The sequence below is a fragment of the Kitasatospora sp. CM 4170 genome, assembly GCF_032110285.1.
Lineage (GTDB): Bacteria > Actinomycetota > Actinomycetes > Streptomycetales > Streptomycetaceae > Kitasatospora > Kitasatospora aburaviensis.
The window spans coordinates 6,599,802-6,625,741 of record NZ_CP134877.1 but is presented as its reverse complement, the minus strand read 5'-3'; the positions used below and the strand labels follow the sequence as shown (position 1 = coordinate 6,625,741).

Annotated in this window: 21 protein-coding genes and 1 tRNA gene; 7 read left to right on the top strand and 15 right to left on the bottom strand. The window is 73.9% G+C overall.

The features are described from left to right. Nucleotides 1–5: 5 nt before the first annotated feature. Complete coding sequence (locus tag RMN57_RS28250) at nt 6–1,535, bottom strand: ISL3 family transposase (protein WP_313768000.1); 1,530 nt, start codon at nt 1,533–1,535, stop codon at nt 6–8. 149 nt (nt 1,536–1,684) lie between these two features. Further along, complete coding sequence (locus RMN57_RS28245) at nt 1,685–1,828, bottom strand: hypothetical protein (protein ID WP_313766097.1); 144 nt, start codon at nt 1,826–1,828, stop codon at nt 1,685–1,687. A gap of 63 nt (nt 1,829–1,891) precedes the next feature. Between RMN57_RS28245 and RMN57_RS28240 the strand changes: the two genes are divergently transcribed. Continuing rightward, a complete protein-coding gene (locus RMN57_RS28240) occupies nt 1,892–2,614 on the top strand; it encodes a hypothetical protein (protein WP_313766096.1) in 723 nt (240 codons plus the stop codon). Nucleotides 2,615–3,018: 404 nt separating this feature from the next. Continuing rightward, the gene (locus RMN57_RS28235) at nt 3,019–4,263 is read left to right on the top strand and encodes a tyrosine-type recombinase/integrase (RefSeq protein ID WP_313766095.1); all 1,245 of its coding nucleotides are present in this window, start codon (nt 3,019–3,021) and stop codon (nt 4,261–4,263) included. 392 nt (nt 4,264–4,655) lie between these two features. Here RMN57_RS28235 and RMN57_RS28230 read toward each other — a convergent pair. From RMN57_RS28230 to RMN57_RS28200, 7 genes are all read right to left on the bottom strand, one after another. Then, a tRNA-Pro gene (locus tag RMN57_RS28230) sits at nt 4,656–4,729 on the bottom strand. A gap of 144 nt (nt 4,730–4,873) precedes the next feature. Then, complete coding sequence (locus RMN57_RS28225; protein ID WP_380236801.1) at nt 4,874–6,250, bottom strand: MFS transporter; 1,377 nt, start codon at nt 6,248–6,250, stop codon at nt 4,874–4,876. 203 nt (nt 6,251–6,453) lie between these two features. Then, complete coding sequence (locus RMN57_RS28220; RefSeq protein WP_313766094.1) at nt 6,454–7,245, bottom strand: DUF1684 domain-containing protein; 792 nt, start codon at nt 7,243–7,245, stop codon at nt 6,454–6,456. A gap of 269 nt (nt 7,246–7,514) precedes the next feature. Then, nucleotides 7,515–8,375: an acyl-CoA thioesterase II gene (locus RMN57_RS28215; RefSeq protein ID WP_313766093.1), complete on the bottom strand. Its 861-nt coding sequence runs from the start codon at nt 8,373–8,375 to the stop codon at nt 7,515–7,517. Nucleotides 8,376–8,677: 302 nt separating this feature from the next. Beyond that, nucleotides 8,678–9,316 carry an alpha-ketoglutarate-dependent dioxygenase AlkB gene (locus RMN57_RS28210; protein WP_313767998.1) on the bottom strand — a complete coding sequence of 213 codons (639 nt, stop codon included), beginning with the start codon at nt 9,314–9,316 and terminating at the stop codon, nt 8,678–8,680. 219 nt (nt 9,317–9,535) lie between these two features. Beyond that, entirely contained in the window at nt 9,536–9,850 is a 315-nt protein-coding gene (locus RMN57_RS28205) for a transglycosylase family protein (RefSeq protein WP_313766092.1), read from the bottom strand. Between the two features lie 325 nt (nt 9,851–10,175). Further along, entirely contained in the window at nt 10,176–10,970 is a 795-nt protein-coding gene (locus tag RMN57_RS28200) for a transglycosylase family protein (protein WP_313766091.1), read from the bottom strand. Between the two features lie 686 nt (nt 10,971–11,656). Between RMN57_RS28200 and RMN57_RS28195 the strand changes: the two genes are divergently transcribed. Beyond that, the gene (locus tag RMN57_RS28195) at nt 11,657–12,532 is read left to right on the top strand and encodes a hypothetical protein (RefSeq protein ID WP_313766090.1); all 876 of its coding nucleotides are present in this window, start codon (nt 11,657–11,659) and stop codon (nt 12,530–12,532) included. 341 nt (nt 12,533–12,873) lie between these two features. After that, nucleotides 12,874–13,671 (top strand): hypothetical protein, encoded by a 798-nt coding sequence (locus RMN57_RS28190; RefSeq protein ID WP_313766089.1) that lies wholly within the window; start codon nt 12,874–12,876, stop codon nt 13,669–13,671. A 175-nt stretch (nt 13,672–13,846) separates the two neighbouring features. Here the strand turns inward: RMN57_RS28190 and der are convergent, their stop codons facing one another. The 3 genes from der to RMN57_RS28175 all read right to left on the bottom strand — a co-directional run bounded on the left by der (nt 13,847) and on the right by RMN57_RS28175 (nt 17,601). After that, nucleotides 13,847–15,301 (bottom strand): ribosome biogenesis GTPase Der, encoded by a 1,455-nt coding sequence (gene der, locus RMN57_RS28185; protein ID WP_313766088.1) that lies wholly within the window; start codon nt 15,299–15,301, stop codon nt 13,847–13,849. A 325-nt stretch (nt 15,302–15,626) separates the two neighbouring features. Further along, nucleotides 15,627–16,340, bottom strand: coding sequence for a (d)CMP kinase (gene cmk / locus RMN57_RS28180; RefSeq protein WP_313766087.1), 714 nt, complete (start codon nt 16,338–16,340; stop codon nt 15,627–15,629). A gap of 175 nt (nt 16,341–16,515) precedes the next feature. Beyond that, the gene (locus RMN57_RS28175) at nt 16,516–17,601 is read right to left on the bottom strand and encodes a prephenate dehydrogenase (protein WP_313766086.1); all 1,086 of its coding nucleotides are present in this window, start codon (nt 17,599–17,601) and stop codon (nt 16,516–16,518) included. A gap of 447 nt (nt 17,602–18,048) precedes the next feature. Here RMN57_RS28175 and RMN57_RS28170 point away from each other — a divergent pair, with 447 nt between their 5' ends. The 3 genes from RMN57_RS28170 to RMN57_RS28160 all read left to right on the top strand — a co-directional run bounded on the left by RMN57_RS28170 (nt 18,049) and on the right by RMN57_RS28160 (nt 22,531). Then, the gene (locus tag RMN57_RS28170; protein ID WP_313766085.1) at nt 18,049–20,418 is read left to right on the top strand and encodes a DUF4139 domain-containing protein; all 2,370 of its coding nucleotides are present in this window, start codon (nt 18,049–18,051) and stop codon (nt 20,416–20,418) included. 3 nt (nt 20,419–20,421) lie between these two features. Next, nucleotides 20,422–21,969, top strand: a complete 1,548-nt coding sequence (locus tag RMN57_RS28165; protein ID WP_313766084.1) for a mucoidy inhibitor MuiA family protein — start codon at nt 20,422–20,424, stop codon at nt 21,967–21,969. A 199-nt stretch (nt 21,970–22,168) separates the two neighbouring features. Further along, nucleotides 22,169–22,531 (top strand): DUF952 domain-containing protein, encoded by a 363-nt coding sequence (locus RMN57_RS28160; RefSeq protein ID WP_313766083.1) that lies wholly within the window; start codon nt 22,169–22,171, stop codon nt 22,529–22,531. A 148-nt stretch (nt 22,532–22,679) separates the two neighbouring features. Here RMN57_RS28160 and RMN57_RS28155 read toward each other — a convergent pair whose 3' ends face one another. The 3 genes from RMN57_RS28155 to scpB form a co-directional block, all read right to left on the bottom strand. After that, on the bottom strand, nt 22,680–23,663 hold the full coding sequence (locus tag RMN57_RS28155; protein WP_313766082.1) for a helix-turn-helix domain-containing protein: 984 nt from the start codon (nt 23,661–23,663) through the stop codon (nt 22,680–22,682). A gap of 269 nt (nt 23,664–23,932) precedes the next feature. Beyond that, on the bottom strand, nt 23,933–25,243 hold the full coding sequence (locus RMN57_RS28150) for a pseudouridine synthase (protein WP_313766081.1): 1,311 nt from the start codon (nt 25,241–25,243) through the stop codon (nt 23,933–23,935). A gap of 64 nt (nt 25,244–25,307) precedes the next feature. Next, a complete protein-coding gene (gene scpB, locus RMN57_RS28145; protein ID WP_380237599.1) occupies nt 25,308–25,901 on the bottom strand; it encodes an SMC-Scp complex subunit ScpB in 594 nt (197 codons plus the stop codon). Nucleotides 25,902–25,940 lie beyond the last annotated feature (39 nt).

The following is a 25,940-nucleotide window of genomic DNA, read 5'->3' as shown; positions in this document are numbered from 1 at the left end:
TCTGGTCAGGATGCCAGCAGGACTCGTTTCCGCAGGAGGCCGAAGCCAGCCCGACCGTACATCTGGCGCTTGATCATTTTGATCCGGTTGACGTGGCCTTCGACGACGCCGGAGCTCCACGGCAGTGTCAGGCCCGCGGTGACGGCGGCGAGATCGCGTTCGAGGCCGTTGGCGAAGGTATGGAGGCTGGGCAGGTCGTCGGCGCGGACCGCCTTGATCCACTGTGGGAGCCGGTCGCCCTGCAGTTCGGTGATCATCCTCCCGAACGTGCGGACGTGACCGGTGAGCGCGTCCAGTTCAGGGCAGTGCGCGAGCACTGACTTCAGCTTGAGTCGCTCGTTCTCCGGCAGGGCGTCGGGGTGGGTCAGGATCCACCCGGCGACGGTCCGCGGCGATGGTGGTCGGGCGGCCGGTGCGGTCGGTGTGGTGCGGAACGGCTGGAGGTAGGCGCGGACGGCGCCGTAGCCGCCGTGGTAGCCGTGCGTCTTGATCTCTTCCCAGAGGGTCCAGGCGTTCGTGCAGCCCTCGGCCCACCGGTCGTTCAGGTACGGCTTGAAGTCGTCGAGCTTGGTCCTGCGGTTCTGCCACTGTCCCTGGAACAGGTCTTCCGGCCTCGCGGCGTCCGCCAGCCGCTGGACGGTGCGGTAGGTCATGCCGAGCTGGCGTTGGATCGAGCGCCGGCTGTGGCCGGCGGCCAGCAGCGCGTGGACGGTGGCGTGCTTGGTGCGGGTGCGGTCGGCGAAGCGGTGTCCGGTGGGCCATGGCGAGCCGCCGTCCGCCAGTGTTTGGGCCTCTGCCTTCTGCGGGGCCGCCTCGGCGGTGGTCGCGCGCAGGCAGGAACGATGGCGGGAGATGCACCGTTCGGCGGCTTCGCCGAGGTTGCGCCAGAGGTGGAAACGGTCGGCAACCTGGACGGCGGTGGGTGCCCCGGTGCTGGCGCCTTCGGCGAAGAACGGAGCGCGGTCACGGCAGACGACCTCGATCCCCGGGCGTTCGGCCAGCCAGGCCGCGACCGTGGCCGCCTCGCGATCCGGCAGCAGGTCAACTGGTCGGCGGGTCTCGACGTCGACCAGGACGGTCCCGTAGACACGTCCCTTGCGCATCGCGTACTCGTCGACGCCGACCACCCGCGGGGTCCGCGGCTGCGGCTCCGGGAGCGCATCGACCAGTCGCAGGACCGTGTTCCGGCTGGCTCTCGCCCCGAAGACGTCGGCCAGCCGGGCACCGGCGCGGCCGGCCAGGGCGAGGCCGACCTCGGCCAGCGCCGACCGCATTCGTTCGGTCCGCTGGCTGTGTCGGCGGGTCAGGCCCGTGACCTGCTCGACGAACGTCCGCCGCTCGCATGAGGCGGCGTCGCACGTGAAGCGCCGGACCCGAAGCCGCAGTACCACCCGCCGTCCTGCCACGGGAAGATCGGCGGGAAACCGCAGGTAGGAACCATGCACCCGCTCCGACCAGCTCCCGCAGCCCGGGCAGCACGCCTTGGTTGTACGGGATCTGACACCGACGCGGACCACCTCGCCGTCGTCCTGCACCGACACCACCCTGATCTCCGGAGCCGACAGGAAGAGCAGCTCTTCCAGCCGGAGCAGTACCTCGCGCACAGCCCAGAACCATCCGCCCGAACGCCGCCGCCACCGGCCGTTTCCAGACGATCTCGGGAGGCGTCCGACGAGCGCAACGGTCACACGGAGTAGTCACACCACAGAAGTTGGACCAGAACCTCAAAGACGGCATTGGTGAGCCAGGCGAAGGTGTCGTCGTCGAGCATGTCGGGGTAGCAGGCGGCTGCGTCCGCGAGCCGCTCGGCGTCGGAAATGGCGGCCATCGCAGCGGCCGGGAGGCTGCCGTCGCCTGCGGCGCGGGCGACGTCGGTACCGAGCTCGCCGCCGTGGAGAACGCCGAACTCGGCGACCTCACCGGCCGCGCCCGCCAGGCCGTCCTCCTCAGCCGCGAAGGCGCCTCCCCCGTCCAGGTCGCCGCCGCCGACCACCTCCTCGAACAGAACCCCTTCGGCCCCGCAGCGCTGTTCACCGACATCGACCCCACCGCCGCGGCCATCGCCGCAGCCCACTGGCTCGCAGCCGCCGCCGAGGTCACCGTCGAAGCCACCGGCCACTCCCCCACCGCTGTGCTCTTCGAAGCCGACAACATCGAAGCCCTCCCCCACGAAACCCCCACCCACGTCCTCGAACTCCTCGAATCCGGCACCTCCCCGTACGACGCCGTCACCGGCCTCGTACGCCACGCCCTCCACATCGCCGACGGCCTCCTCCCCGACCCCGCCGGCCTGCGCGAACAACTCGAAGACATCGACGACACCCTCGCCCAGCACACCGGCCCCGACACCGACCCCGAGGACACCGGCCTGCGCCTGACCCCCCTCGACCCCAAACGCCCCGCCCCCGACCTCCTCGAAGACCTCCTCGCCGGCATCCACGGCTGCTGGCTCCTCCACGACGAATACGACGAACTCGACGACGAAGACGACTTCGGCGATGACGAGGACCGGGACGACGACGAACAGGACGGGCAGCAGCACGACCGCGGCCGCAACGACTTCGCCCACCTCGTTCGCGAAGCCGCAGCCGCCCACCGCAACCGGCTCATCTGAATCGCCTGCCGCAACCACCCATCGCGGATCAGGGCACCCCGACCTCGGCGGCCCGCCCGCTTCAGCCCAAGGCCGCGCACGGCCGGCCAACCCGACTGGCCGTTCACACTGCGTAGCCGCACCGGGGGGCAGGAAACACTCCCCTGCGCCCGGACGAACCTCCAGAACAGGGCTCCGGGTAGTCATGCAGGGTGGCAGTTTCCGCGTGCCCACATCGACCATGATGGGTACCACGGCAACCCACCCGTGCATTGGCGCGCCCAGCGGATCCTCACCGTGAACCGCAGGTCAGAGCCCCATTTCCGCATTGGTGATCGCATGGTGGTCGCAGACGATCATCCAATCTCGGCGCAGGTAGCCTCCGTGAACCGATCAAGAAGTCACAGCCACAGGAGGTACACAGAGTGCGCACGTCAGGACGACCGGGCCGGGTCTACCGCCGCTGCGGGTGCCGCGATGCCACCCGACGTCAGCTCGGCGCGAAGTGCCCACGCCTGGCCGAGGAGAAGCACGGCACATGGACGTTCGCCGTCGACATCCCCTCCCTCAACAGCCGCAGGCGCACCATACGGCGCGGCGGGTTCGAGGACGAGTGGCACGCCGAAACGGCACTGCGACGCTTCCTCGAAGGCCGACAGCTGGGCTTCGACGCCGACCCCCACGAGACGGTCGCCACCTACCTCACCAAGTGGCTCAAGGGCATGGAGTTCCTCCTCAAGCCCACCACCTACGCCCGCTACCGCACCTACGTGCTCTGCGAGTTGATACCCGTCTTCGGCAAGATGCGCCTGGAGGAACTCGCCCACGACCACATCGCCGCCTACACCCACCAGCAACTCGAAGTCGGCCGCGGACGCCAGGCCGTCTACCACTGCCTCGCCACGCTCTCCAGCGCCCTGGGCTCCGCCGTGCGCACCCACCGCCTGCCGTTCAACGCCGCCCAGCCCCTGCCCATGCGCCGGCCCCAGGCCGCCGAACGCGCCCCCTGGACCGCGGAACAGGCCGTCACCTTCCTCGCCCACTGCCGCGACGTCGACCCCGCCTTCGCGGACCTCTTCGAGGTCATCATCGGCACCGGACTGCGCAAGGGCGAGGCACTCGGCCTCCAGCGCCCGTGCGTCCGGCTGGACGACCGCGTCATGTACATCCGCCACACCCTGTCCGCGGTCGACAACCACGAACTCGTCCTGACCGCACCCAAGACGAAGAAGAGCCGCAACTGGGTGCCCCTGTCCGAGCGCGTCGCCGCCGCCCTCCAGCGCGCCATGGACCGCAGCACCGCCACCGTCAACGGCCACGTCTTCCAGGACACCGACGGCAAGCCCCTCCACCCCGCCGCCGTCCGCCGGCGCTTCCACGAACTGCGCGAACAGGCCGCACTGCCCCACGTCACCATCCACGACCTGCGCCACCTCGCCGCCACCCTCGCCCTGGAGGGCAACGTGCCCATGGCCGTCATCTCCAAGACCCTGCGGCACTCCACCCTGTCGACCACCGCGAACATCTACAGCCACCTGACCTGGGACGTCGCCATGGCCGCGGTCCACACCATCGAAACCAGGCTCCACCTCGCCGAGTCCCGCGCCCACTGCGGCGCCGACGCCCTCGCCAGCCCCTTGCCGAACCCGCTCTTCAGTCACGCGGCCTGAGAGCTGCGCGGCTACAGCCACCCCGGTCCACCGGGCCGCCCAGGACGCGGCAAGGACCAGCTAAACGGCCGGAACCGCCGGTCCATCACTGACACCCGCTCAGCCCCGGAGCCACCACCACACCTGACGCCGCGGGCTCCACAGGCATGCCCACTTCCGGGAACCCATGCCTGCTTCGACATGGGGCAGAAGCCCACTCAGCGAAGAACTACACTCAGTCACCACAATCGAACGGACAAAAGTCGCAAATCGATTACGTCCAAGCGCTCCACGCCCCTGAATGCGCCCCCTGGAATGACGCGAACGAGCGCCCGCGACCACACTGCGACCACCACAGCAAAAGAACGGGCACCTGGCTTCCCAAGTACCCGCCCTCACAACCGACTTCACAGTCGGGACGACAGGATTTGAACCTGCGACCCCTTGACCCCCAGTCAAGTGCGCTACCAAGCTGCGCCACGTCCCGTGGTCTCGGCGCCTTCGGCGGAGCCTGGGGGGCTCTGCGGTGGGGCTTCTCGACCTTGTTGCCGGTGTCCCGGCGACGTGGAAAACAATACAGCACGTCGGGGGGTGCTCGCTGCCAGGTATCGGGGTGGCGGGGTGGTGGGGGTCAGGGGGTGGGGTTGCGGGCGTCGTAGCGGAGGAAGGCGGGGCGGCGGGCGGCGAGGAGGAGGATGGCGGCGACGCAGGCCAGGCCGCCGCTGACGACGGAGGTGGCGGGGCTGGTGAGGGAGGCGACCGCGCCGGATTCGAAGTCGCCCAGGCGGGGGCCGCCGGCGACGACCACGATGAAGATGCCCTGCAGGCGGCCGCGCATCTCGTCGGGGGCTGCGACCTGCATCATCGTGTTGCGGAAGATCATGCTGACGGTGTCCGCGCAGCCGGCGACGGCGAGGAAGAAGAGGCCGAGCCAGAGATTGTGGATCAGGCCGAAGGCTGCGATGGCCAGGCCCCAGGCGGCGACGGCGGCAAGGACGGCGGCGCCCTGGCGGTTGACCTTGCCGACCCAGCCGGAGAAAAGGGCGCCGGCCAGGGCGCCGACGGCGGGGGCGGAGACCAGCAGGCCGACGGTGCGGGCGTCGCCGGCGTAGAAGGTGACCGCGATGGCCGGGAAGAGGGCGCGCGGCATGCCGAAGATCATGGCGGCGAGGTCGGCGAGGAAGCTGGTGCGCAGGTTGGGCTGCTCGCGGAGGAAGCGCAGGCCGTCGAGGACGGAGGCGCGGCCCTTGCGCTCGCCGAGCGGGAGCATGGTGGGCAGGCGCCACATCGCGTAGAGGGTGGCGCCGAAGGCGACGGTGTCGACGAGGTACGCGGCCTGGGCGCCGTAGGTGCCGATCAGGACGCCACCGAGCATGGGGCCGACGGTGAGGCCGAGGTTCATGCTGACGGTGTTCAGGGCGTTCGCCGCGGGGAGCTGGTGGGCCGGGACGAGGCGCGGGATCATCGCCGAGCGGGCGGGCGAGCTGAGCGCGAAGAAGCCGGCCTGGGCGGCCACGGCGACGTAGAGGACGGCGACCAGGCCGAGGCCCGCGATGGCCTGGGCGGCCAGGACGGCGGAGACGGCGGCGAGGCCGGCGGAGCCGATCAGGCCGAGGCGGCGGCGGTCCGCGGTGTCGGCGATCGCGCCGCCGTAGAGGCCGAAGGCGATCAGCGGGAAGAGCGAGAAGAGGCCGACCAGGCCGGTGGCGAAGCTGGAGCCGGTGAGGTCGTAGACCTGGACCGAGACGGCGACGGCGGTCATCTGCTGACCGATGGAGGAGACCGCCTGGCCGAACCAGACCCGCCGGTAGTCGGCGTTGTCGCGCAGCGGGCTGAGGTCGGCGAAGGCCCCGCGCGCCAGTCTGCGGTGCCAGGGGAGCGGGCCGTCCGGGAGCGCGGACGGGGAGACGGCGGCCGGCGCCGGGGCGTCGGACGGTTCGGACGGTGCTGCGCCGGGTTCCGGCGCCCCGGGGGCGGCCGTGGAATTGGCAGGATGATTGGTCGACACAGTGCCCCATACTCACTCCGCCCGCAGACCGGTCCACCACCGGGGCACCGGCTGCAGGCCTCCGTCCGGCATGACCAGCGTCCATAACCGGCAGCCGCGGCAGTGCTTATCGCCCCGGGGCGGCGGGCCCACAGACACCCCTGACCCGCCACCCGCCAGGTCCCTTGACCCGCGGCGGCCCGGCGGGCGCCGACGCCCCCGCGCTAGCGCGTGAGGACCTGCTTCTCCCCCGCCTCGACCGCGAAGTCCAGCCGGTTGCCCGGCGGCGGGAACGGGCAGATGAAGTGGTCGGCGAAGGCGCACGGCGGCAGGTACGCGCGGTTGAAGTCGACCACCGTGTGGCCGTCCGCGTCGGGGGCGGGCAGGGTGATGAACCGGAAGCGGTAGGTGTCCGTCCCGCTGCTCGCGTCGGCGATCACGCCGCTGAGGCCGTTGCCCGCGCGGCTGACCGTGAGAGTGCGGTGCTCGCCGGCGACGGTGAAGGCGATCCGGCCGGTGACGGCCAGCGGGCGCTCCTTGCCGTCCGCGTTCGCCACCACGACGGCCTGGTCGTCGCCGCTCCCGAACGGGGTGAAGATCGCCGGGACGGCCCACTCCGGCGAGTAGGGGTACGCGGAGATCCCGGCGAAGGCCGCCCGGCCCGGTGCGTCCGGGTCGAAGACCCGAAGGGCCAGCTCGCCCTCGCGCTCGATCGGGACGAGGAGCAGCTCGCCCCGCGAGGCGGTGTCGGCGGCCGGGTCGGTGTCCGGGCGGAGCAGGGCCTCGCCGTCGACCGGGGCCGTGGTGCCGGCGACGGTGATGCCGTCGCCCGCCGCCGCCCGGAGCCGGACGCCCTCCGCGTCGACCCACCAACGGCCGGGCAGGCCGGGGATCTCGGTGGGCTCGGGCTCCAGCCAGTGCGTGCCGGTGAGCGCCAGCGGTCCGTGCGGTGAACTCACGGCGGCTGCCCGGCCGTCGCTCCAGTGCTTCCATTCCTCCGCGGCTGTCGCCGTCATCGGCGTGCCCTCCCACTTCGGTCCGAGGCCCGCAGGCCTTCCTGACAGGACGTCCCCACAAGCCTTCCCGGCCGACCCGCCGGCAGGCCTTCCTGCTCCGTCAAAGGGTCGCCGCGCCGACGCGGGTCCGTACAGACCCGACATCGGCGCGTGACGACATTGGCACGGCGCGACACGAGTACGCCATCGCGTCGACACGTCTCGACGTCCTCGACACGCCCCGACACGTCTCGACGCGTCACCAGGTCAACACCGGCCACGGGGGTGGTTCATCCCTTCAGGGGCCTGAACAGACCCTCCTGCACGACCGACACCACCAGCTGGCCACTCCGGTCGTAGATCTGCCCACGGGCCAGGCCGCGCGCGCCGTGCGCGATCGGGGACTCCTGCTGGTAGAGCAGCCAGTCGTCGGTCCGGAACGGACGGTGGAACCACATCGCGTGGTCGAGCGAGGCCATGTCGAAGTGGCGGGTGCCCCAGAGCGGCTCGACGGGGGCGCGGACGGCGTCCAGCAGCGTCATGTCGCTCGCGTAGGTCAGGGCGCAGACGTGGATCAGCGGGTCGTCGGGCAGCGAGCCGTTGGTGCGCAGCCAGACGCCGCTGCGGGCCTCGACGCCGGCCAGCTCCTCCTTGCTCCACCGCAGCCGGTCGACGTACCGGATGTCGAAGGGCTGTCTGCGGCTGATGAACGGCGGCAGCTCGCCGAGCCGGGAGCCGACCTCCTCCAGCGCGCTCGGCAGGTCCTCGGGAGCGGCGACCTCCGGCATCGGGTACTGGTGCTCGATGCCGCCCTCCTCCGGGAGGTGGAAGTCGGCGGTGAGGGCGAAGATCGAGCGGCCGCCCTGGATGGCGAGCACACGGCGGGTGGTGAAGGAGCGGCCGTCCCGGATCCGGTCGACCTGGTAGACGATCGGCACACCGGGCACACCGGGGCGCAGGAAGTAGGCGTGCAGTGAGTGCACGGGGCGGTCGCTGTCCACCGTGCGCCCCGCCGCGACCAGCGCCTGGCCGGCGACCTGGCCGCCGAAGGTCCGCTGGAGCGCCTCCTCGGGGCTGCGGCCCCGGAAGATGTTCAGCTCGATCTGCTCAAGGTCCAGCAGTTCGACGAGTTCGTCGACGGGGGTACCCATGCGTGTGCTTCCTCTCCGGGTGTCCGGCCCGGACGGAGGTCTTCCGTCCGGCCGCCGGCGCCCGTTCTCTCGAATTCTCCCGCCCCTTCGAATTCTCCAGCGAGTCCGGGCATTCCCCACACCCGGGGTGGCCGTCGCCGAATCACTCGAACGAGGTGTCGACCGCCAGAACGCCCCAGCGCGCCTCCGGACCGCTCCGGAACGCACTTCCGGAACGTGCTTCCGGAACGTGCTGACCGTACTGACCGGCGGGTCGGCCCGCCCCCGGAACCGCCCCGCCCTCGGCCCTCGGCCCTCGGCCCTCAGCCCTTGGCGCCGACGCCAGCACGGGGGCCGAGGCCGGACTGCCGGACGGTGATGTTGAGCCGGCCGGTCAGCCCCAGCGCCGGATCCGCCGTACCGGGCAACGTGCGCACCACACCGTGGTAGGCCAACCGGGACGGACCGCCGAAGACCAGCAGGTCGCCGCTGTGCAGCTCCAGATCGGTCCACGGGCGGGTACGGGTCTCGGTGTTGCCGAGGCGGAAGACGCAGGTGTCGCCGAGTGAGAACGAGACGACGGGCGCGTCCGTCCGCTCGTCGCGGTCCTGGTGCAGGCCCATCTTCGCGCCGTGCGGGTAGTGGTTGACGATGGCGATGTCGGGCTCGTAGCCGGCCGCGCCCGCGATCGTCCCGACCGCCTCGCCGTACGCCTCTGCGACGGCCCGGCGGGCGAGCTCGCCGAGCTCGGGCGGGAAGGCCTTGACCGGCGTGCCGTCGGCGGCGGTCCGGCGGTAGCCGTAGGGGTACCAGTGCCAGCCGAGGCTCACCATCTGCACGGACATCATGCCGCCGGTGGGCATCCGGACGGTGTGCATCCCGGCTGGCGGTCGGGCCCACTGGCGGCAGGCGGCGACGAGGCTCAGCTGGGCGTCGACGTCGAGCCAGCCGGGGAGCAGCACCGCACCGGGCGCCGGCTCAGACCTCTCCCGGGCTTCTCCGGCCCCGGTGCCCGCGCGCCCGCCCGTTCCCGGCTCGTCGCCGAACAGCTCGCCCTGGATCACACCACCATCCTCGCGCAGCGGTCCGACAACCCGGACGACACGGGCCGGGCAGGCTCGCCCGGGCCGGCCCGGGCGAGCCTGCACAACCATCGGGCCACCGGACCGGAGGCGGCGCGCTCACTCCTCCCCGATCATCCCGATCTCCCGGGCACAGACCGGCCAGGCCTCCCACCCCTGCATCCGGAGGATCTCCTCGGCGACGGCGGTCTGCTGCCGACGGCTCGCGCGGTCGGGCCGGTCGGCGAACCGCAGGCCGCCGGACTCCTCCCAGGTCGGCGGCCAGATCTGCAGGCCGCCGAAGTAGCCGTTGCCGGTGTCGGCGCGCCAGTCTCCGTCGCTCTCGCACTCGGCCAGGTCGTCCCAGACCAGGTCCGCGACGGTCACCACCGCCCGCGCCCGCCCGTCCGGCAGCACCACGGCGGTCGCCGGCACCGCAACCGCGGCGGCAACCCCGGCGACCCCGACCACCCTGGCAACCCCGGCAACCCCGACGACCCGGGCAACCAGGGCAGCTACAGCACCGCGCCCACCCCGCGCCGGCCCGCCCCCGGTAGGGACGAATGATCCACGGCTGATCCTACGAATCGAAGGCATAGCAGCCGACCCTAGGCTCGCGCCGCCCCGCCACGCCCCGACACACCGGACACGCCGACGGCCGCTCCCCCGCACAGCGGAGAAGCGGCCGTTCCGGATCCCTCAGGACCCACTGGATCTGCGGAACCCACGGGTCCCAGGCGATCCGACCAGGCGAACCGGATCAGACGGTCAGGGCCTGGCCCGGGAAGATCAGGTCGGGGTTGCCGCCGATGACCTTGGTGTTCTTGTTGTACAGGTCGTGCCAGTCCAGGCCCTTGGCCGCGGCGATCTTGCTCAGGGTGTCGCCGGACTTGACGGTGTAGCTGCCACCGTTGACCTGCTTGGCGTCGTTCGAGGTCTCGGCCTTCCACGACTTGGCGGAGTCGTTGGACTTCGGCGCGACGGCGGCCTTCGGGGCGGCGGCCGGCTTCGGGGCCTCGGCGGCCTTCGGGGCGGCGGCCGGCTTGGGCGCCTCGGTCGCCTTCGGCGCGGCGGGCTTCGGGGCGGCGGTGGCGGCCGGGGCGGCCGGCTTCGCGGCGGTGGTCGCACCGGCGGAGGTGTCGACCGCGGCCGGAGCGCCGCCCTTGGTCAGGCCGGCCTTGACGGAGCAGACGGGCCAGGCGCCCGGGCCCTGCGAGGCGAGGACCTTCTCGGCGATGGAGATCTGCTGCGCCTTGGTGGCCAGGTTGGCCTGCGGGGCGAAGGCGGTGCCGCCGAAGGCGGCCCAGGTGCTGGAGGTGAACTGCAGACCGCCGTAGAAACCGTTGCCGGTGTTGATGGCCCAGTTGCCACCGCTCTCGCACTGGGCGACAGCGTCCCAGGTGGCGACGGAGGCGGCGGAGGCCGAGGTGGCCGTGACGAGGCCGGCCACCGGCAGGGCCGCGACAGCGGCGCCCGCCACGACAGCCATCCGAACGCGGTTGCGCTTGGTGACGGTGGAGGTGGTGGCAGCGGCAGACTCGTTACGGAAAGACATGAGGTTCCTCTCGACAGCCCCGGGCGGGCATGCGGAACCAAGCCCTCGGAGGGGATCGATTCGCTCGCCGCGTCCGTCGGGCGGCCGGGCACGTGTCGGACGTGCCGCGCCGCCCCGGCCACCCGCCACGCACCGGCGACCTGTTCGAGCGGTCGCATCGGCGGGCACGGCCTGCGCCGGGGTGAGCCGGCGGGCTGTGCGTCGGGGGTGAACCCGGGTGGTGCTCGTTGCACCGCCAATGAAGCTACGAGTCGACCGCCGGGGAACCAAACATCCGACGGTCTTCCCAGCTCAGCCAAGGGTTACCGGCGGTAATGACCTTTCAACGCCGCACCATATGTCCGTTTTGGCTGTCATTTCCTAGATCAAACATCGGCGAGCCGTGACTCACCTCACGGCTTCATTTCGGCAGTCCCGTCGCCGACATCGACACATTGCGACCACGAGAACACGCGGGGCGATCGATTCCGTGGCAATAACCGTCAGCCTCGGCGACCACCCGTGACCCCTGCCACAGGGGTCCGTTGGTAGAGGCGGCCACAAACGGTCCCCTGCCCGCCCACGTCACCAGCCCGCACCCCGACCCCGCACCCGCCCCTCTTCGCCCTCCGCCCATCCGCCCATCCGCTCGTCTGCCCATCCGCCCGTTCCTCCCTTCCCACACCCCGACATCCCGAGGAGTTCCAGTGCCGCGCATGCTCGACGTCAGCGACGAAGTCCGGTCCGAGATCGGCGACGACGAGGCCGACCGCCTGCTCGGTGGCGCCCACGCGCCCGACAGCTACGAGTGCACCTCCTGCCGCACGCCCGGCGACTCGCTCCAGGAGCCCACCAGCACGGTGCTGTTCGTCGGCGAGGAGACCGCGGTGCTCGCGTTCGCGCACGCCCGCTGCATCCCGTCCCAGGTGGTGCCGGTCGCCGAGGAGCAGCTGGTCGGTGCCGTCCGCAGCATCAGCCAGGCCCAGGTCGGCGTCCCGGCGGCCGTGGGCGGCCCGACGGTGCCGTCGCCGGCCGCCGCCCCGGAACCCACCGCTTCCGCCGCCCTCGCCGATCGGCCCACCGGCGCGCTGGACCAGCCCAGCGCCCCCGGGCAGGCCGCCATCCTCGGCATCACCTGCGGGCTCGTCCTGCACGGGGAGACCGGCCACGCCTCGCTGGTCGTCGAGCCCACCGGTCCGGTCGGGCGCCCGGGCAACACCTCGGGCACCGACGAGTTCCTGGACCTCCTGCAGGACGCGGGCTTCCAGCTCGTCACCGATCTCAACAAGACGCCGGACCAGCTGCCCGGCTGGTCGGTACTGGTCGCGATGGGCAAGCTGCACGCGATCCTGCAGCCCGCCGCGGCCGGCGGCAGCACGGGATGGTGGCAGGCGCACCAGCCGCTCCAGGTCACCGAGGCCTGGCGGATCGCGGCCAGCCAGATGGCGGAGGTGACCATGTACGCCGTGCCGGCCGGCATGGTCGGCCGGCAGCCGCGCGAGGACCTGCTCCGCCAGGCGCTGGAGCGCGCCGTCGCCCTCGGACAGGTGGTCGCCGCTTCGCTGCCGCTCGCCGGCACCTGAGCCGCCCCGGGACGGGCGGCCCACGCCCGTCGTCCGGGGCCCGACCGGCCCCGACCGGCTCCGACCCCCAGCCCCGCCACCCCCTCACCGACCCCACCGAACGCCGCCGTGCGGAGTCCCCGCCCGCGGTCGAGCGGTGCCCGGCCGGTGCCGATCGTCGGCCCCGATCGGCACCGGCCGTCGTCCGTCTCGGCGGCTTGCGCCACCTGCCGGGACTGCCGCCTCCGGGGGCTGCGGACCCCGCATCCCCCGGGGCTCTCGCTCGTTGGCCCTGTGTGTACAGCTACGAGGTCTCCGCATCCCACCGCCGGTCCACCACCGTCCCCCGTGCGATCCCGGGCATGCGCCCGTCGTACGACGCGGAGAACCCCCACTCGACGACGCCGATCTACGACGAGCTGTACTCCGAGTACCGGCGGCTGTTCCGGGCCCTGCCGGGCGACCGCTCGGGCGAGGAGAACCTGAAGTTCACGGGCTTCGCCGTCCGGGACGGCTACCCGCTCTTCGGCGAGCCTCGGTCATACCCCCCGCAGCAGCAGTCCTTCCAGACGTACGCGGGCCAGGCGCTCGGCCTCCCGCAGTTCATGCCCAGCCAGCAGACCGGCCCCGGCGTGGCCGGCCACACGACACACGGCGGACACACCTCCCACGGCGGCACCTCCCACCCCGGCGCCTCCCCCGCCCACCCCGGCGCCTCCCCCGCCCACACCGGCGGCGCCCCCGCCCACACCGGCGGCGCCACGCACACCGGCGCGGCCCCGTACGCCGCGCCGACCGCCCCCGGCGCCCACCCGGCCGACCCCACCAGCGACGGCACCGGCCACTCCGCACCGGCCGACCGCCACCTCGCCCACGCCCAGAGCCACCCCGCACCCTCGCCGCACACCCAGCCGACCGGCCACGGCGGCCCCACTCCCCCCGGCGGCCAACCCTCCCAGCCCACCGGCCAGTTCGCCAACGGACAGGGCTGGGTCGCGGCGGGCTACCTCGGCCCGGTCCCGCACCCGATTCCCGCACCCGCGCCCTCCCCGGCACCGGTCGTGGACACGGGCGCCGGTGCCACCGCCGGCCCGGCCACCGGGGGCCGCCACCGCAACCTGCTCTCGCTCCCCCCGGGCCGCAGCGGCGACCAGCACTGACCCCGTCACGGCCCCGTCCCCGGCCGGGCGCACCAGTCCCCCAGCCCCAGCGCCAGCCCTCCCAGGCGGCATCCCCCAACCCCACGGGACAGCCCCGCACGCAGGAGGGCCCCGCCACCGAAGTGGCGAGGCCCTCCTCGTCGTTGCGCGGCACGCGGCGCGCGCCACGCCCGTCCTACTTCTTCTTGCGCTTCTCACGAACCCGGACGGAGATCGAGATCGGCGTGCCCACGAAGCCGAACTCCTCCCGCAGGCGGCGCTCGATGAAGCGGCGGTAGCCGGCCTCCAGGAAGCCCGAGGCGAACAGCACGAAGCGCGGCGGACGGGTGCCCGCCTGGGTGCCGAACAGGATGCGCGGCTGCTTGCCACCGCGGATCGGGTGCGGGTGGGCGGCGACCAGCTCGCCGAGGAAGGCGTTCAGCCGCGCGGTCGGGATACGGGTCTCCCAGCCGTCCAGCGCGGTCTCGATCGCCGGGACGAGCTTCTCCATGTGCCGGCCGGTCTTGGCCGAGACGTTGACCCGCGGCGCCCACTGGACCTGGACGAGGTCGCGCTCGATCTCGCGCTCCAGGTAGTAGCGGCGCTCCTCGTCCAGCTGGTCCCACTTGTTGTAGGCGATGACGACGGCGCGGCCGGCCTCGACGGCCATCGAGATGATCCGGGTGTCCTGCTCGGCCAGGGTCTCGCTGGCGTCGATCAGGACGACCGCGACCTCGGCCTTCTCCAGCGCGGAGGAGGTGCGCAGCGAGGCGTAGAAGTCGGCGCCGGCGGTCAGGTGGACCCGGCGGCGGATGCCGGCGGTGTCGACGAACTTCCAGGTCTTGCCGCCGAGTTCGATCATCTCGTCGACCGGGTCGCGGGTGGTGCCGGCCAGCTCGTTGACGACGACGCGCTCCTCGCCGGCGACCTTGTTGAGCAGGCTGGACTTGCCGACGTTCGGACGGCCGATCAGTGCGACGCGGCGCGGGCCGCCGGGGGCGGCGTCGCCGAAGGTCTGTGGCGGGGCCTCGGGCAGGGCGGCCATCACGGCGTCGAGCAGGTCGCCGGAGCCGCGGCCGTGCAGGGCGGAGACCGGGTAGGGCTCGCCGAGGCCGAGCGACCACAGGTAGGCGGCCTCGGCCTCGGTGGACGGGCCGTCGACCTTGTTGGCGCAGAGCACGGTCGGCTTGCCGGCCCGGCGGATGATCTTGATCAGGGCCTCGTCGGTGTCGGTCGCGCCGACGGTGGCGTCGACCACGAAGAGCACCGCGTCGGCGGTCTCGATGCCGAGCTCGGCCTGGGCCGCGACCATGGCGTCGATGCCGAGGACGTCGATCTCCCAGCCGCCGGTGTCGACGACCTTGAAGCGGCGGCCGTTCCAGGCGGCCTCGTAGCTGACCCGGTCGCGGGTGACACCCGGCTTGTCCTCGACGACGGCCTCACGGCGGCCGATGATGCGGTTCACCAGGGTCGACTTGCCGACGTTCGGGCGGCCGACGACGGCCAGCACCGGCAGCGGCGCGTGGCCGCCGTCGCCGAGGCCGTCGACGTCCTCCAGGTCGAAGCCCTCTTCGGCGGCGATCGCCATGAACTCGGCGTACTCGGCGGCGTCCAGCTCGCCGTGGCCGGCGGTGGGGTGCTCTGCGGTCATGTTCGTGTTTTCCGTTTCCCGGCCCGGCCCTTCCCAGGGGCGCGCCGTGCGTACCTGCCCCGCTCGGGGCAGCGCCAGTACTGCGACGGGGTGCCTCGGTGGCACCCCGCTTCCTGCATGGAGCCGGCTCCGGCCCGGAACCGGCCGAGCCGACCTGCCCGGTGAACCCGCCCGGCGGACCGAACCGACCCACCCGACCGAACCGGCCCGGAGGACCAGGCCGACCGAACCGAGCGAACCGACCCGGAGGACCAGGCCGACCGTCCGCGGATCGGAGCGGAATCAGCTAGCCGTGGACCGGAGCGGCATCAGCCGGCCGACGGCATCAGACGGCCGACAGCCCGGCGCGCTCCTCCACCAGGGCGGAGATCCTGCCGATCACCTGGTCCAGGGTGAGCTCGCTGGTGTCGACCAGAACCGCGTCCGCGGCCTGGGTCAGCGGCGCCGTCTCCCGGGAGGAGTCGGCGGCGTCGCGGCGGGCGAGGTCGGCGGCCATCGCGGTGATGGTCGCCTCGTCCACCCCCTTGGCCCGCAGCTCGGCGGCGCGGCGCTGGGCGCGGGCCGCCTCCGAGGCGGTGAGGAAGACCTTGACGGTGGCGTCCGGGAACACCACGCTGCCCATGTCCCGGCCCTCGGCGACGATGCCGCGCTCGGCGACCTCGGCGCAGCCGCGCTGCAGCTCCACCAGCCGCGACCGCACCGCCGGCACCGCGGACACCGCGCTGACGTGCGCCGTCACCTCGGGGCCGCGGATCGGGCCGGACACGTCCTGGCCGTCCACGGTGATGGTCGGGCCCTCCGCGTCCGTGCCGGAGACGATCACCGGCTTGCCGCAGGCGACGGCCACGGCGTCGGCGTCGTCGACGTCCACGTCGTTGGTCAGCATCCACCAGGTCATCGCCCGGTACATCGCACCGGTGTCCAGGAAGCTGAGCCCCAGCCGGGCGGCGACCGCCCGCGAGACGGTCGACTTGCCGGAGCCGGAGGGTCCGTCGATGGCGACGACGACCGGGGCGTGCGCTCGGTCGGCAGTGTCCACGGGGCGAACCTCTCTCTGAAAGCCTGGGGCCCGGACCCCGCGCGACCTGATTCCGCGCAGCGTGAAACCCGGGGATGTCTCCCTCAAGGTTAATGGACCGCCGCGGAAGGCCGCCCCGCCCGGTCGGCCCCCGGGCCGCGACCCCGCCGCAGGCCCGGGAAAGCCCCGACCGGGCTCAGTCCCGGACGCTCCAGCCGCTCGCCCGCAGCGCCGCCGTCAGCGGCTTGACCGCCGCCGGCGCGACCGACAGCTGGACGAAGCCGACCTGCTGGCCGGTGGAGTGCTCGATGGCGACGTCCTCGATGTTCACGCCCGCCGCGCCGACCTCGCCGAAGAGGCGGCCGAGCTCGCCGGGCTGGTCGCCGAGCACCACGGCCACCGTCTCGTACCGGGTGGGCGGCGCACCGTGCTTGCCGGGGATCCGGGACTGCCCGGTGTTGCCGCGTCGCATCACGGCCGCGATCCCGGCCGCCCCGGCCCGGCGCTCGCCCTCCTCGGTGGCCTGGAGCGCGCGCAGCGCGGAGACGGTGTCGCCGAGGTCGGCGGCGACCTCCTCCAGGATGTCGGCGACGGCTCCGGCGTTGGCGGAGAGGATGTCCACCCACATGCCGGGGTTGGAGGCGGCGATCCGGGTCACGTCCCGGACGCCCTGGCCGGAGAGCCTTATGGCCGTCTCGTCGGCGTGCTCCAGCCGGGCGGCGACCAGCGAGGAGAGCAGCTGCGGGGCGTGCGAGACGAGGGCGACGGCGCGGTCGTGGGCGGCCGCGTCCATCACGATCGGCATCGCACCGCAGAGGGCCACCAGCTCCAGGACGGCGTTGAGCGTCTCGGTGTCGGTGTCGGGGGTCGGAGTGAGTACCCAGGGCCGCCCCTCGAACAGGTCGGCGCGGGCGGCCAGCGGGCCGGAGCGCTCGCGCCCGGCCATCGGGTGGCTGCCGATGTAGTGGACGGTGTCGCAGCCCAACGCGGCGATCTCCGTGCGCGGGCCGTCCTTCACGCTGGCGACGTCGGTGTACCAGCGGGCCAGGCCGCGACGCTGGCAGTCCGCGAGGACCTTGCCGACCAGGGCGGGCGGCACGGCGATGATCGCCAGGTCCACCGGGCCGTCGGCCGGCTCGGTGGTGCCGGCGCCGAGCGAGGCGGCGGTCCGGGCCGCGTCCGGGTCGGCGTCCTCCAGATGGACGGTCAGCCCGCGTCCGGTCAGGGCGAGCGCGGCGGACGTCCCGATGAGTCCGGTACCGACGACGACGGCAGTGCGCATGGCGGGTTGGCTCTCCTCCGGCTGGCCTGGGCGTGCTCGCCCCATCCTCTCGCATCCCCGGGCGCCGTCCCCCACCGCAACCCGGTCCTGCCGCCCGAGTGCCTCTGCGCGACCCCGCGCGACCCCGCACCCGCGCAACCGCCGGGCCCACGGCCCCGTCCCCTCTCACGACGACGACCACGATCACTCCACAACCACGACGGCCACGGCCACGACGGCCACGGCGATTGCGACCAGCGCCACCGCCACCGCCACCGCCACCAAGACGTCGAGCACCGAAACCACCACCACCGGGACCGCAGCAGGACGCGGGCCGGAACGCACACGCACACGCCACGCAGGGACGAAATCCAGCGACGCCCGCGCCGAAGCGAGGCAGACTGACCGCTCAGGGGGGCGGCAGCGCGCGATTCGGCGCGGGAGAGCGCGAACGAAGGGGCAGGCCGGGTGAACGATCAGCACAGGGCAGAGAACAGGGAGCGACCGGACGGGCCCGGGGTACCGGCCCACCCGTCGGTGCTCGACTCCGTCGTGGTCTACGCCGCCGGCGCGGTCTGCCGCCGCCGGGCCCGGGTGGCGCTGCCGCCGGACGGCCGGCTCCGGCTGACCGGCCTGCCCCGCGTGCTCGACGGCCGGTCCCTGCGCGCCCGGGTCCTCGACGGGCCGCCGGGCACCGCCGTGACCGAGGCCCGCCTCGAACCGGTCGCCGAACTCCGCAGCCGCTCCGAACTCCCGGAGCTCCGGCGCCGGCTGGACGAGGCGCGGGAGCACGAGCACGCCGTCCGCGAGCGGCACCGGCTGGCCCTGGTCACGATCGCCGAGACGGCCGCCCTGCGTGCGGTGCCGCCGCCGCGCCGCGAGGACGAGCCGCTGCGCCGGACGCCCGCCGACGCCTGGCTGGAGCTGGCCGAGTTCGTCGACGAGCGCCTCGACCGGCTCCAGCATCGGGCCGAGGAGCTGACCCGGGATCTGGAGGCCGCCGAGCACGAGTCGGCGGTGCTCGCCGACCGGCTGGAGCGCTCCTCCACCGCCGAACCGGCCCACCCCGTCGAGACCTCGGCCACCGTGCTGGTCACGCTCGCCACCCCGGACGCGGCGGCCGCACCCGGCGGCAGCCCGCCGGACGGCAGCCCGATCGACGGCAGCGCTCCCCTCCCCGGCCCCGCGGCTCTCCCGAACAGCACCCCCGCCGACACCGACACCCCCGCCGACACCGCCGCCCCCACCGAGCCCCCGGCCGAGATCGAGCTCGAACTCGAGTACGGCGTCCCCGGCGCCCGCTGGGTGCCCGCCTACCGTCTCTCCTACCGCCAGGGCGCGGACACCGGGCAGCTGCTCCTGCGCGCCTCCGTCGCCCAGCGGACCGGCGAGGACTGGACCGGCGTCCGGCTCGCCCTCTCCACCGCCGACCTGGACCGGCGCACCGACCTGCCCAAGCTCCGCTCGCTGCGGATCGGCCGCAGCCAGCCCGTCCCGCCGCCGTCCGGCTGGCGCGAGACCCCGGGCGGCCTGGCCGACCTCTTCACCGGCTACGACGCGGCGGGCCCGCGGCCCGTGCCCGAGCGCCCGGCTGCGATCACGGCAGCGCCGCCGCCCGCCCCGGTCACGGCCCGCGCCCCGCGCACGGGCGGCACCCTCGACGCCGACGGCCCGGACTTCCTGCAGGCCGGCTTCGCCGGGTACGGCGGGCCGCCGCCCCCGCAGCCCGGCGGCCCGCTGCCTCCGCCCGCCGTCGCACCGGCGCCGGCCCCCGCCGCATCGGCGCCTCCCGCGCCTCCCGCGCCGGCCGCCCCCGGCGCCGCCCGCGCCAGGCGCGCCGCCCGCCCGGCTGCGCGCCCCGCCCTCGCCGCACCGGCCGCCGACACCACCGCACGATTCGCCGGTAACGCCGGTTACGGCGGCGATGCCGGGGCGGGCGGCCCGGCCGGGCCCGAAGCCGCCGGCGGCGCCGGAGCCGAGCCCGCCGCCGAACCGTTCGCGCCGCTCACCCCCGACGCCACGCTGCTCGACTACCCGGCCCTCTTGCTGTCCGGCCCCGAGCAGCCCGCCGCCCGCCGCGGCACGCTGCGGACGCCCACCGCCGGGCGGCCCACGCCGGCCCGGCAGCACTCGGCGAACGCCGCCCGGTTCGTGGCCGCCCTGCCGCTGCCCCGCCACGCCGTGCCGCCGCGTGCCTCCGCCGGCTCCTTCGACCACCGCTTCGACGCCGCCGCCCCCGCCGACATCCCGTCCGACGGCACCTGGCACACCGTCACCATCGGCGAGATCCCGCTCTCCGTCCGCCCCGAGTACGTCACCGTGCCCTCCGTCGAGGAGAAGGTGTACAGCACCGTCGTGCTCGCCAACCCGACCGCGCAGGCCGTGCTGGCCGGGCCGGTGGAGGTCACCGTCGACGGCGAGTTCCTGCTCACCGCGGCGCTGCCCACGCTCGCCCCCGGCGGCACCCGCCGGCTGGGCGTCGGCGTGGCCGAGAGCATCGAGGTGGTGCGCCGCACCGAGCTGCGCGAGTCCACCGCGGGCATGCTCAACAACACCACGCTGCTCGACCACCGGGTGCACCTGGAGCTGGCGAACCGGCTCGGGCGGCCGGTCACCGTCGAGGTCCGCGAGCGGGTGCCGGTCGCCTCGGACGCGGACATCCGGATCGAGGAGCGCGCCGACTGGCACGCGTCCGCCGACCCCGCCCCGGAGTACCCGCCGGGCACCCGGCTCTGGCGCGTCGAGCTGCCGCCGGGCGGCCGGGCCGAACGCGACGGCGGCTTCCAGATCAGAATCCCGGCCGGCAAGGCCATCGTCGGCGGAAACCGGAGGAACTGAACGATGACCAGCACCACCGCCCCCCTCCCGGTCACCGCCGTCACCTGCCTGGAGGACCGCAGCCAGATCGAGCGCACCGCCACCGTCGAGCTCTCGGCCGGCGTCCAGCGGCTGCGCCTCGGCCCGATCACCGCGCTCGCCGTCGACCGCACCCTGCGCGCCGAGGCGGACGCCGCGGGCACCCGCGTCCTGGACGCCCGCATCGTGCGCGCCTGGACCCCGCGCTCCCCGCAGCCACCCGGCCCGGGCGACTCCGAGCTGCGCCACCGCGTGCACGAGCTCGAACAGCGGAGCCGCCGCGAGGACCAGCTGCACGACCGCCTCCAGGCCAGGCTGGCGCTGCTCGCCCAGCTCTCCGCCGACCTGCTGCGCGAGATCGGCGAGGGCGCCGGCGCCGGCGAGGTCGAACGGGCCCGCTGGACACGCGAACTCGACCGGGTGGACGCCGAGCGCGAGCGGTACGGCGAGGAGCTGCGCGCCGTCCGCTCCCGGCTGCGCAGACTGGAGGAGGAGGCCACCCGGGCCCGGATCGCGCTCGACCAGGCCGAGGAGGAGCCGTCCGAACTCGTCGCCCACCTCGACCTCACCGTCGAGGCCGCCACCGCCGGACCGGCCCGGCTGACCGTCAGCCACCTGGTCCCGTGCGCGCTCTGGCGGCCCTCCTACCGGGCCACCCTGGTCGACGGAACCCTGCGGCTGGAGTCCGAGGCCGTGGTCTGGCAGCGCACCGGCGAGGACTGGACGGCCGCCCGGCTCACCCTGTCCACCGCCCGCTCCGCGCTGGCCACCGAACCGCCCGCCCTGGCCGAGGACCGGCTGACGCTGCGCGAGCGCAGCGCCGAGGAGCGCCGCACCGTCGAGGTCGAGCTGCGCGAGGAGTCGATCGGCACGCTCGGCCCGTCCGGGGAGGTGCCGGGGGTGGACGACGGCGGCGAGGTCCGGGTGCTGCGCGCGCCCGCGCCGGCGTCGGTGCCCTCGGACGGCCGGGCGCACCGGGTGCCGCTGGGCGCCTTCACCGTGCCGGCCACCACCGAGTACGCCTGTGCGCCGGAGCTGTCCCCGCTGGTCACCCAGGTGGTCCGGTTCCGCAACGCGGCCGGGCACGCGCTGCTGGCCGGCCCGGTCGAGCTGGTCCGCGGCAGCGGCTTCACCGGCCGCGGCGAGCTGCCGTTCACGGCGGCGGGCGCCGATGCCGAGCTGGCCTTCGGCAGCTCCGACGGCTACCGCGTGGTCCGCGAGGCCGAGGAGAGCCAGGCCACCACCGGGCTCAGCCAGCGCCAGGTGACCACCCGGACGGTCCGGCTGCACATCTCCCGCTTCTCCGGCCCGGAGGAGCAGGACGAGCAGCTGGTCGCGGTGCGCGAGCGGGTGCCGGTCTCCGAGGTGTCCGCGGTGGAGGTGCGGCTGCGCAAGGAGGACTGCCGGCCGGCCCCCGACGCCTTCGACGCCGAGGGCATCGCCCGCTGGGACGTCCCGCTGGGCCCGGGGGCGCACCGCACCGTGACGCTGGTGTACGAGGTCTCCGCCTCTTCGAAGGTGGCCGGCCTGTGACCGCGACCAGGACGGCCGCCACGACCACCGCCGCGACCACCGCCGCGACCACCGCCGCGACCACCGCCGCGACCACGGCGACGACCGCGGCCGTCCGTGGCAACCTGCCACTCCGGCGGGACCGCCCGGCGACCCGCCGCCGTGACACCCGCTCAGTCACGGACGTCCGCTCGGCTACCGCCTCGGGTACAACAGAACCATGATCCTGCACCTCGCCCCCCTGGACGACTGGCTGGCCGACCCCGGCCGGCCGTACGCCACCGCCTCGTTGCTCACCGACGGGTTCATCCACTGCTCGGCGGACGAGCAGACGGCACTCGCGGTGGCCAACGCCTTCTTCGCCGACGCCCGCGAGCCGCTGATGGTGCTGCTGATCGAGGAGTCGCTGGTGGAGCCGATGGTCAAGTGGGAGGCTCCGCACGGCGCGCCGCCGCCCGGCGCCACGCCCGGCGTGCTGTTCCCCCACATCTACGGACGGCTGAACCGGTCGGCCGTGGTCGGCCTGGAGAAGGTCGAGCGCGGTCCGGACGGCCGCTGGGCGAGCCTCACCCCCTGGAGCTGAGCCCGCGCGAGCACCGGCGCGACCGGGGCTCCCGCGTTACCGGGGCTCCGCCGACGGCCGGCCGTCCGACGACGGCCGGGCTCCGACCACCACCGGCGGCCCGACCCCAACCGGCGGTCCGACGCCGGCCGTCCGACAACGGCCGGGGTCAGAGCCAGCCGCGCTCCCGGGCCGCCATGCCGGCCTGGAACCGCGTGGTGGCGCCCAGCTCGCGCATCAGGCTCTGCAGCCGGCGCTGGGTGGTCCGGGCGCTCCAGCCGAGCGAGCGGGCGATCGACTCGTCGGTGAGGCCGGCCGCGAGCAGGCCCAGCAGCTTGCGGTGGTCGGCCTCCGGCTCCAGCGCCTCCTCCGCCGCCCCGAGCGCGGCCTGGAGCTGGACGGCGCGCTCCCACTCCGCCTCGAACAGCGTGTCCAGCGCCTGCAGCAGCGCGGACGGGTGGATGACGTAGGCGGCGTCGAGGACGCTGTCCCCCACACTGATCGGGATGATCGCCATCCGGTCGTCCGACATGATCATCTTCATCGGCAGCACCGGCCGGACCCGCGCCTCCTCGCCGTCCGCGACGCCGACCAGGATGTTCTTCTCCAGCCGGCCCGGCCAGGCCACCGCCTCCCGGTCGTAGATGGTCCGGAACCGCAGCCCCTCCTTCATCCGCCGGCGCTGCAGCGGGATGTTGGCCACCGGGTCCTGGATGTACGGCGGGCAGTCGAAGCCGCGGACCTGGTACTGGCTGGTCTCGGTGATGTGCTCCAGCCGCTGGGCGATCGCCTCCCCGCCGGTCAGCACCTCGACCGAGTGCGCCGGGTCGGTGTAGCGCGAGGCCTCCCGGAAGGCGTCCATCAGGCGGTGCATCTCGGCGCGGGCGTGTCGCAGTTCGGACTCGCGGTGCCCGATCAGCGTGCCGATCGCCACGTCGGGGGCCACCGGCAGGAACCGGTGCCGGTCCACCGGGGCGCGGGTGGCCATGCCGTGCTGCGCCAGCCGGTCCAGCGCGCGCACGCTCTGCTGGAGGGTCAGCCCGCACGCGACCGCCAGGTCCTCCGCCGTCGACTGCGGATTGGCCACCAGCGCCGCGTAGACCCGCCCGTCCGGGGCGGCCAGTCCCAGTGCGCTGAGTGGTGCATCGGACACGACGCCGCTCCCCCGTCCCGCCTCTCGCCCGCGCCACCGTGGCGCAGTCCCGCCACTCGGCGGGCCGCGGTCAGGTGGCAATCCTCGGCCACGGATCATCACGCTGACAAGGCGGTGACCAGGCGATGCGTCCCGGCTCACAGCAGGACCCGCCGAACGGCGTGAGGGCCTCCCCGCCACTCGGCGGGGAGGCCCTCAGAACGCGTAGGCCCGGAGGCGCAGGCCGGTCCGCCGGCTGCGCGACCGACCCGCCCGGAACGTCGGCCGGTCTACAGACCGACCTCGCGCATCAGCTGGCCGACCTCGGGGTTGGTCAGGCGGCGCAGCCAGCCGGACTTCTGGTCGCCCAGGGCGATCGGGCCGAAGTGCGTGCGCACCAGCTTCTCGACCGGGAATCCGGCCTCGGCCAGCATCCGGCGGACGATGTGCTTGCGGCCCTCGTGCAGGGTGACCTCGACGAGGTAGTTCTTGCCGACGTTGGAGACCACCTTGAAGCTGTCGGCCCGGGCGAACCCGTCCTCCAGCTCGATGCCCTGCGCGAGCTGCTTGCCCAGGTCACGCGGGATCGGGCCCTGGATCGCGGCCAGGTAGGTCTTGGTCACGCCGTACCGGGGGTGGGTGAGGCGGTGGGCCAGCTCGCCGTGGTTGGTGAGCAGGATGATGCCCTCGGTCTCGGTGTCCAGGCGGCCGACGTGGAACAGCCGCGTCTCGCGGTTGGTCACGTAGTCGCCGAGGCACTGACGGCCGTCCGGGTCCTCCATGGTGGAGACCACGCCGGCCGGCTTGTTCAGCGCGAAGAACAGGTACGACTGGGTGGCGACGGTCAGGCCGTCCACCTTGATCTCGTCCTTCAGCGGGTCGACGCGCTTGCCCTGCTCGGTGACGAGCTTGCCGTTGACCTCGACCCGGCCCTGCTCGATCAGCTCCTCGCAGGCCCGGCGGCTGCCGACGCCGGCACGCGCCAGCACCTTCTGCAGGCGCTCGCCCTCCGGCTCGCCGAAGGTCTTGGGCAGCTTCACGGCCGGCTTGTCGTGCCGGGCGAGCACCGCGTCCTCGATCCGCGCCTGCAGCTCGCGCGAGCGCTGCGGCTGGCGGCGCGGGTCGCCCGGGGCGCCCTGGCCCTCACGGCGCGGGCGCGGGGCCGGGCCGGGCCGGCGCCCGGCGTAGCCGCCGCGCGCGGGGGTGGCGTTGGGGCCGCCGCCGTACTCGGGGCGGTCGTAGCGCCGCTCCTCGGGGCGCAGCGGGCGGTCCGGGTACCGGCGGTCGTCACGCCGGTCGTCACGGCGGTCGTCGCGCCGGTCGTCGCGCCGGTCGTCACGGCGGTCGTCGCGCCGGTCGTCGCGCCGGTCGTACGAGCCGCCGCGCGAGGAGCCCGAGCCGCCGCTGTACGAGCCACCGGACCCGCCCCGGCCCGAGCCGCCGCGGCCGGCGCCGCCGCCGCGCGAGGAACCGGAGCCGCCGCCGTACGAGCCACCGCGGCCGGAGCCGCCCCCGTAGGAGCCGCCGCCCCGGCCCCCACCCTGTCCGCCGCGACCGCTGCCGCCGCCGCTGCTGTTCCTGCCGTTGCCACTGCTACGCATCAAAGTGTCCGTACGTCGTTTTCCGTCTGGGCTGTGCGGTCGTTTCGGCCGACCTCACCGCCCCCTACCGATCAGGCGCAGCCCGATCGGCCTCGCCACTGCCGTCCGCGGCCTGCACGGCAGCGGCGGCGACCGCCTCCGCGATCATCGTGCCCTCCAGGGACTCCGCTTCCACGTCGTCGACCTCGGGCAGGAAGGGAGCGAGCTCCGGCAGCTCATCCAGGCCGCGGAGCCCCATCCGTTCCAGGAAGTAGTTCGTCGTCCGATACAGGATCGCACCTGTTTCGGGCTCGGATCCGGCCTCTTCCACCAGTCCTCGCTGTACCAGGGTACGCATCACGCCGTCACAGTTCACACCACGGACGGCCGAGACCCGCGATCTGGACACCGGCTGACGGTAGGCGACGACGGCCAGGGTCTCCAGCGCGGCCTGGGTCAGCCGGGCCTGCTGGCCGTCCAGGACGAAGCGTTCGACGGCCGGCGCGCACTCCGCCCGGCTGTAGATCCGCCACCCGCCGGCCACCAGCCGCAGATCGAAGCCCCGGCCCTGGGCGGTGTACTCGGCGGACAGCTCGCGCAGTGCCGCCGCCACCTCCGCCCGGGGGCGTTCCAGCACGGAGGCCAGGTGGGCCTCCGCGGCCGGCTCGTCGACGACCATCAGGATCGCCTCCAGCTCGGCCCTGAGCCCCGGCCCTGC

What these genes read in the sequence shown, in the direction of transcription:
- RMN57_RS28165 (WP_313766084.1), top strand. Translation starts at nt 20,422, where the DNA reads ATGACCAGCACCACCGCCCCCCTCCCGGTCACCGCCGTCACCTGCCTG.
- RMN57_RS28220 (WP_313766094.1), bottom strand. Translation starts at nt 7,245, where the DNA reads ATGACGGCGACAGCCGCGGAGGAATGGAAGCACTGGAGCGACGGCCGG.
- RMN57_RS28245 (WP_313766097.1), bottom strand. Translation starts at nt 1,828, where the DNA reads ATGGCCGCCATTTCCGACGCCGAGCGGCTCGCGGACGCAGCCGCCTGC.
- RMN57_RS28160 (WP_313766083.1), top strand. Translation starts at nt 22,169, where the DNA reads ATGATCCTGCACCTCGCCCCCCTGGACGACTGGCTGGCCGACCCCGGC.
- RMN57_RS28150 (WP_313766081.1), bottom strand. Translation starts at nt 25,243, where the DNA reads ATGCGTAGCAGTGGCAACGGCAGGAACAGCAGCGGCGGCGGCAGCGGT.
- RMN57_RS28175 (WP_313766086.1), bottom strand. Translation starts at nt 17,601, where the DNA reads ATGCGCACTGCCGTCGTCGTCGGTACCGGACTCATCGGGACGTCCGCC.
- RMN57_RS28200 (WP_313766091.1), bottom strand. Translation starts at nt 10,970, where the DNA reads ATGTCTTTCCGTAACGAGTCTGCCGCTGCCACCACCTCCACCGTCACC.
- RMN57_RS28215 (WP_313766093.1), bottom strand. Translation starts at nt 8,375, where the DNA reads ATGGGTACCCCCGTCGACGAACTCGTCGAACTGCTGGACCTTGAGCAG.
- RMN57_RS28190 (WP_313766089.1), top strand. Translation starts at nt 12,874, where the DNA reads ATGCGCCCGTCGTACGACGCGGAGAACCCCCACTCGACGACGCCGATC.
- scpB (WP_380237599.1), bottom strand. Translation starts at nt 25,901, where the DNA reads ATGGTCGTCGACGAGCCGGCCGCGGAGGCCCACCTGGCCTCCGTGCTG.
- der (WP_313766088.1), bottom strand. Translation starts at nt 15,301, where the DNA reads ATGACCGCAGAGCACCCCACCGCCGGCCACGGCGAGCTGGACGCCGCC.